This is a genomic window from Nostoc sp. NMS7 (genome assembly GCF_017115085.1).
Lineage (GTDB): Bacteria > Cyanobacteriota > Cyanobacteriia > Cyanobacteriales > Nostocaceae > Nostoc.
This window is the reverse complement of sequence record NZ_JABXKJ010000196.1, coordinates 1-6,802: the sequence shown is the minus strand read 5'-3', so window position 1 is coordinate 6,802 and position 6,802 is coordinate 1. Positions and strand designations below refer to the sequence as shown.

The 6,802-nt window shown below is 42.9% G+C and carries 3 protein-coding genes and 1 pseudogene; 2 read left to right on the top strand and 2 right to left on the bottom strand.

The window, feature by feature from the left end; genetic code table 11:
- The first annotated feature begins 352 nt into the window (after window positions 1-352).
- Window positions 353-2,725 carry a CHASE2 domain-containing protein gene (locus tag HWQ38_RS22050; protein WP_292797792.1) on the top strand — a complete coding sequence of 791 codons (2,373 nt, stop codon included), beginning with the start codon at window positions 353-355 and terminating at the stop codon, window positions 2,723-2,725.
- A 97-nt stretch (window positions 2,726-2,822) separates the two neighbouring features.
- A complete protein-coding gene (locus tag HWQ38_RS22045) occupies window positions 2,823-3,680 on the top strand; it encodes a DUF928 domain-containing protein (RefSeq protein ID WP_292797790.1) in 858 nt (285 codons plus the stop codon).
- Here the strand turns inward: HWQ38_RS22045 and HWQ38_RS22040 are convergent.
- Complete coding sequence (locus HWQ38_RS22040) at window positions 3,660-6,179, bottom strand: CHAT domain-containing protein (RefSeq protein WP_292797788.1); 2,520 nt, start codon at window positions 6,177-6,179, stop codon at window positions 3,660-3,662. The genes HWQ38_RS22045 and HWQ38_RS22040 overlap by 21 nt on opposite strands.
- Window positions 6,180-6,533: 354 nt before the next feature.
- A pseudogene (locus tag HWQ38_RS22035) lies at window positions 6,534-6,802 on the bottom strand (hypothetical protein); the annotation flags it as partial.

Here is a 6,802-nt window from a genome sequence, read left to right as displayed (position 1 = left end):
GCACTGCTACGTCTCTACAAGGGTTCTGGGTAACGCATATTTAATTTCTGGAGATATCTAATGTTTTACATGAAAAATTCACTTTTTTTCTCAGATATATTTGCTTTTATATACCTAATTAATCAGTTGTTTGAGTATTAAATAGATAGTAATTCAGCTTGAGATAAGCCAATTTAGATGTTTGAAGGTTTGTTGATTTGTTTTGTTTATAATTCTCCCAATTTTTACAATTATCTATGTCATTTTGAAATCTTCTTTAGTTTTTATTAGTAAATAAGATGCGTTTCCTCTGCATATCATTCTAGTTTGCAACTGATAATAGATATAACTCAGCATTTGTGGAGAACTAGCTGTGGGCAAGTTAGTCATTTTAAAATTAGGGGAGGGAAACTTTGAACAAGGGTTTCCCGTGACCCTACAGATTGGCGATGAAAATGTCCGTCCTAGTGTGGAAATCACGGGTGCGCTTCCCCCCAACCCGGAAGTTCTCCGCGATTATTACCGTTGGCAATCTATTTATCGGAATTTAAGGTTGCCATCTCGCCCCATTGGTTTACCTAAGGAACTTAACCAAGCCCCCAGCCTAGAAGACTGCCAGCAAGTGACTGAGGAATTTAAAGTACGTTTTAATACTTGGCTTGCTTGCGATTCCTTTCGTCCTATCCGCGAGAAATGGTTGGAAAAACTCATGCTTGCGGATAATATCCGTGTGCTTTTACAAACCAAAGACCTCCGATTACAGAAACTCCCGTGGCATCTTTGGGATTTGGTAGAACGCTATCCCCAGGCGGAAATAGCTCTGAGCGCTCCTGCCTACGAACAAGTCAAGCGAATAACAACCACATACGACAAAGTAAAAATCTTAGCGATTTTGGGTAACAGCCAAGGAATTGATACCAAAGCAGACCAAGCGCTGCTTAATTTGTTACCCAATGCAGACATCACTTTTTTAGTTGAACCACAATGCCAATATCTTACTGAGCAGCTATGGGAGCAGGATTGGCAGATTCTATTTTTCGCCGGACACAGTTCTACTCAGGAAACGAATCAAACAGGAAAAATCTACATCAATCAAACTGAAAGTCTCACAATTAGCCAGTTAAAGTATGCCTTGAAAAAGGCAGTAGAACGAGGTCTAAAACTGGCGATTTTCAATTCCTGTGATGGCTTGGGATTGGCACGGGAGTTTGCTTGTTTGCATATTCCCCAAATCATCGTGATGCGAGAGCCTGTACCTGATCGGGTGGCGCAGCAGTTTTTAAAGTATTTTTTGTCAGCCTTCGCGCGGGGAGACTTGTTGTATTTAGCCGTAAGGGAAGCACGAGAAAGGTTACAGGGGTTAGAAAATCAATTTCCCTGCGCGACATGGTTGCCTGTCATCTGTCAAAATCCTGCGGAGATGCCGTTGAATTGGGGGGAATTGTGTAGAAATGCAGATAAGATTCCGACATCTTTATCTAAAACCATCCCTGTTAAAAGAATCACAAATCGGCTTGGCTTCTCATTGATCCTACTGATGAGCATGGTAATGACTGGAATATTAACGGGGGTACGGTATTTAGGTGTGCTGCAACCATTAGAGCTAAGTGCGTTTGATCAACTGTTACGCTTGCGTCCTCCTGAGAAACCAGACTCACGCCTACTGATTGTCACTGTGACTGAAGAAGATGTGCAGGCGCAAAAACAGGAAAAACCTCAGGGTTCGTTGTCAGACAAATCACTTGCCCAACTCTTAGAAAAATTAGAGAGATATCAACCACAAGTTATTGGTTTGGATATATACCGAGATTATCCAGTAAGTAAGGATTATCCAGCATTAGCAGAACGGATGCGAAAAAGCGATCGCTTTGTGGGGGTGTGTCAACTCAGCGATTCCCAAGCCGGAAAACCAGGTGTAAAACCACCACCAGAAGTTTCTCCAAAGGGTCTGGGTTTTAGCGATATTGCCATAGATTCAGATAATGTCGTGCGTCGCCATTTGTTATCGTTAACTCCCTCACCCTCATCTCCTTGTACTGCCTCCTATGCCCTGAGTGTTCAACTTGCACTGCGTTACCTGTACACCAAGGGAATTCAGTTGCGATTTACCCCTGATGGGGCGTGGCAATTAGGGAAGCTGACATTTAAACCAATAGAAGCTCATACCGGAGGTTATCAAGGGGTTGACGCTTTGGGACACCAAATTTTGTTAAATTATCGTTCCCCTGGTACCCCAGAAGCGATAACTTCGGTAGGCTTCGCCAACGCACCACGTATTACCTTGGGACAAGTGCTAACGGGTAAGTTAAATCCCAATGCAGTCAAAGATAGGATAGTGATTATTGGCACAACAGCAGAAACTTTTGGTGATTACTGGTTAACTCCCTATACCACTCCTCAAGGGAAATTACAGGCAATACCAGGAGTATTTTTACAAGCCCAAATGGTCAGTCAACTGCTCAGTGCCGCTTTGGATGGACAACCTCTGTTGTGGACTTGGCCACTTTGGGGTGAAGTAATTTGGATTTGGGGCTGGTCTTTTTTAGGCGGTTTACTTACTGCTTATCTGCACAGATTCACTTACTTAAGCTTGGCAGGAGGGATAGCTATTACAAGTTTATCCGGCAGCTGTTTTATATTTTTGATTGCATATAGTTGTTGGGTTCCCCTGATTCCTGCTATGTTGGCTTTAGGAGGTAATAGTTTAATAGCTACAACTTACTTAAACATAAAATTTAAAAATTAACAAAGTTTGATTTATAATAAATTTTCAAAAGTATTGCTGTATAAGTTTTGCCTAATCCCAAATCCAGAATCCCAAATTGTATAACTCCTAATTCTCTATGAAAAGCTATTTGCAAAAAATCCAATTAATCGCTGCATTCGGGATGGCTTTGTTGGGAATTGTCGCCTATTATCCAATGATTTGGATGACACCAGTTGCTGCGGTTCCGATTACGTTTGCGCCTCCTCCACCTCCTCCAGACAGGGGTGCAGCAGGCGATCGCGGAGGAGCTGCAAGTCGTGGTTGTAGTGTTGGTAATCAGTCTGTAATTGCACTTGTCCCTGTATATAAACAGACAATTAACCAAGGAGAAACCGAAGCAGTTTCGGTTACTAAAGTTTGGGGGTTGACGACCGAGAAACATCCAACTTTTTGGTTTTTTGTCCCCTATAAAAAATCTACAATTCATTCTATTGAGTTTGTTCTCAAAGATGAGTCAACTAAACTAAGTCAAACTCTTTATCTAACAAAACCAGAAGAACCAGGAATTATTAGTATTCGCTTAAACGCAACTACTCCCCCATTGGAAGTAAACAAGAGATATCACTGGTTTTTCAAGATGAAAATCATTTGCAATCCTCAACAACCTCTAGAACGGGAGAATGTGGAAGGATGGGTGCAACGGGTTAATCTAAATCCTAAATTAGTAGATAACCTGAAGCAAGCAACTCCTCAGCAACGGGTAAGGCTTTATGCTGAGAATGGTATTTGGTACGATGCCTTGACGACTCTGGCTGAATTACGTCTTGCCAAACCGAAAGATCCAACTCTAGCGGTGGAGTGGATGAATTTGCTTAAATCCATAGATTTAGAGAATTTAGCTAAACAAACTCTTATTAATAGGACTGCCAAATTACCCATAATAAAAGAAGCTGAACCGAATCGGCCACCTTTGTCAAAGCCAGTTACCAACTAAAACATAAGGTGCCCAGTACCCAGGACGACTGTAATTAGGATAATCTTTTAACAACTTTACTTGGGCACGACGCAAAGCTTCAGCCTTTGTCACCTTAGTTTTAACTAACTCACGATAAAATTCACCAATTAAGATCGCAGTAGATTTATCACTGATATGCCATAGTGAAGCCAAAGTACTACGGGCACCAGCTTTCACGGATGCCCCTGCTAGCCCTAGCGTGGCGCGATTGTCACCGGCGGCAGTTTCGCAAGCACTCAAAACCAGCATTTCCAAGGCTTCTGAGCGAGTTTCATCCCGACGGCGCAGCAGGCTATCAAATTCCGTGACGTTGATGGGTCCATCAGCAGCAAGTATAAAAGTATTCTCGGCACGGGAGCTAAATTGACCGTGGGTTGCCAGATGTAACACATTAAATGGCACAGCATTCACCTTACTCTCTAGGTTTTTGCTGTTGAAGTCCCGATCTAGTAACTCGGTGGTAGACGCGATCGCTTGAGAAATGGAGTTTAATTCTGATTTAATTTCTGGTAAGGCTGGAAATTGCTGTTGAAAATTTTGTGGTGGTTGGACTAACCCGGCAGCTAGGACATTAAGTTTTGTTTGTGTCAAGGGTTTGGGTGCGAGTAACTGGAGTCCTAAGCTGAGTGCTACAGCATATTTTTCTACCAGATATTGCTGACCGTCATATAGTATAGCCATTGGCACGTTTCGCAATATTCCATCCAGTACAAATACAAGGGTTTTGACTCCACTTTCTTTTAAATCTGACTCAATTTCTTTGATTAACCACCCATAGACTTCTTGTGACAGCGCCTGCACTTCCTCAGTCATATCAGGTTCTAAAAGATACTCTTGGAGTTTTTTCAGAGTAGCTTCTACCTCGTTCTGTGACTTGTGTACTGTATAATTACGCAGTGGCTGGTTAGGAATTTTGACAATTACTTGGAGTTCAGAAGGCAGAATAATTGGATAAATGATCGCAGCTGTGGGATTATCTTTATCTACCACTGTGTCAAGCAAAATAGTTTTGGCATTAATGCAAGCTTCCCGGAAAAAGTCATCTAATTCCGCCAGTTGCAGTGCTTCAATCCTCTGTCTAGCTTTGTCTAGGGTTGCTTGGCTCGGATGAGTTGGCTGAAACTGCAACAGTAATTCTACTGACTCTCGATATACAGGTTCTACACTTTCTTTAAAGGAAAACTGGACATCTCGATTCACCACAACTAAGTCACTACGGAGAGTCTGCAACTCCCTGACCGCAGTATCATAGGCGGCAATAGCGCCCTTAATCTCTCCCTGCTGTTTTAACAAGCGTCCTAACTGCCAATGCCAACGATAAGCGATATCCGGGGCGTTGATTGTTTGGGCTATGATCAGTGCGCGTTGAGTAAGATTCTGGGCAATTGACCATTGTTTAGTTTGCTCGTAGACACTGCCGAGAGTACCAAGGGCAAAGCTTTCGGCTCGCTGATCTGCCAAATCTTGAGCTTGTTGCAAGGCGATCGCGCAGATTTGAGCGATCGCTTCGGGTGGAGTCCCAAATTTCATCAAGCTTTGAGCGAGATTAATCCGCGCATAGATACTTGTCACAGAAGCAGGTAGTTCTACCAGTTGAGTTTGGATTTGCGGCAATAATGTTTGCGCGGCGGCTGTTTGTCTGGTGTTCACTAGCAAGCTCAACTGATTTATTTCAGCCTGGACTTTGGTAATCGAGTTAGGAGCGATCGCCGCAGCTTGCTGATAGAATTCTATTGCCCCTTTAAAATCTTGCTGTACTTGTGCTGTGTTGCCTAAACTGAACAGAGCAGCGCTCACATCCTGGGGAGAATCCAATTTTTGGGCAATTGCCAAACTTTGCTGTAATATCTGACGAGATTGTTTCAAATCTCCCGCCAATTGCAGAGCATCACCGAAAGACCGTAATTCTACTGCTTTGGTGACTGAATTAGGTTGTGATTGTAACTGCTGCTGCAATTGAGTCAAGATTGTCAAACCCCGACGATAAAATCCCAAAACTTGCCATGCTTGTGCTTGGTTGATGCGATCGCGGCTAATGCCATTTTGATCACCTAATTGCTTATAGCTGACTTCCGCACGTTGCCAAGTGTTAAGTGCCTGTTGGGCTTGTCCCAAGTCTAGTTGAATACTACCTTGAATATCCAGAATTGGAGCCAGAACCTGAATATTTTGGGCATTAGAGGATTTTTCAAGCAACTTCAAGCTATCTATAATTGCCTGTTGCGCTGGTGTCAAATTACCCAGCTTTTGATATGCCAATGCCAAATTACTTAATGCCACAGCTTGCCGCAATTCATTGCCTTGGCTGTTATAAATTTTAACTGCTTGTTGCAAAACTTTAACCGCTTCTGCAAACTGTCCTGCCTCATACAGCATTTTACCCTGTTGCAGCAAGTCTTGTGTTTGTGCAGTCGGATTTTGGATTGACACTCCTAAAGAAGCGGTATGTTGTGGAGAGCATCTCAGTTTTGCAAACATACCAGATGAGAAACAAGATTCCTGCTCCCTCTCCTTACTAAGCGATGCCCTGAGCTTCGCCTGCCCTGAGCCTGCCGAAGGGTCGAAGGGGAGAGGGTTGGGGTGAGGTTTTACAAGGCTTTTTACGAAAGTGAGATGTTCCCTATGTTGTATCTTTATAGTTGCAACAACAGGAAAAGCAATAACGCACAAAAAAGCTGTCACCAGAACCAAGAGAATGAAAACAGGCAAGTCATGGATTTTAAAAAGACGAATGAACCATCTGTTACATCCGTTACACATTCGTTGCCACTGATTGTTTTTATGACTCTTGGGTTTCATGGGAATTCCTCCCCATACTCTTGGGGTAACGAATTATTGATTACAGGAAATCGCAGAGGGAATAAAAGAACTTTGCCCAGATTGAGCCACTAGGATAATATCACCCTTAGCATCGACAATCCATCCTTGAGCTTCCACAATCTCATTACTAGATTTGGTAACAGTTGTAGATAATTTATCTGTTACTCTGGGTGTTGCTTGTGGGAGCAAATCTACCCAACCAGTAATTACTGCTCGTCCCCGCAACGGTTCATTAGGATTTTGGGGTAATCCACCCCGTCCTGTAGCGATAAAACGACTGG

Bases quoted from the DNA above. Each gene is read 5' to 3' on its own strand.
- HWQ38_RS22045 (WP_292797790.1), top strand. From the start codon at position 2,823: ATGAAAAGCTATTTGCAAAAAATCCAATTAATCGCTGCATTCGGGATG.
- HWQ38_RS22040 (WP_292797788.1), bottom strand. From the start codon at position 6,179: ATGTTTGCAAAACTGAGATGCTCTCCACAACATACCGCTTCTTTAGGA.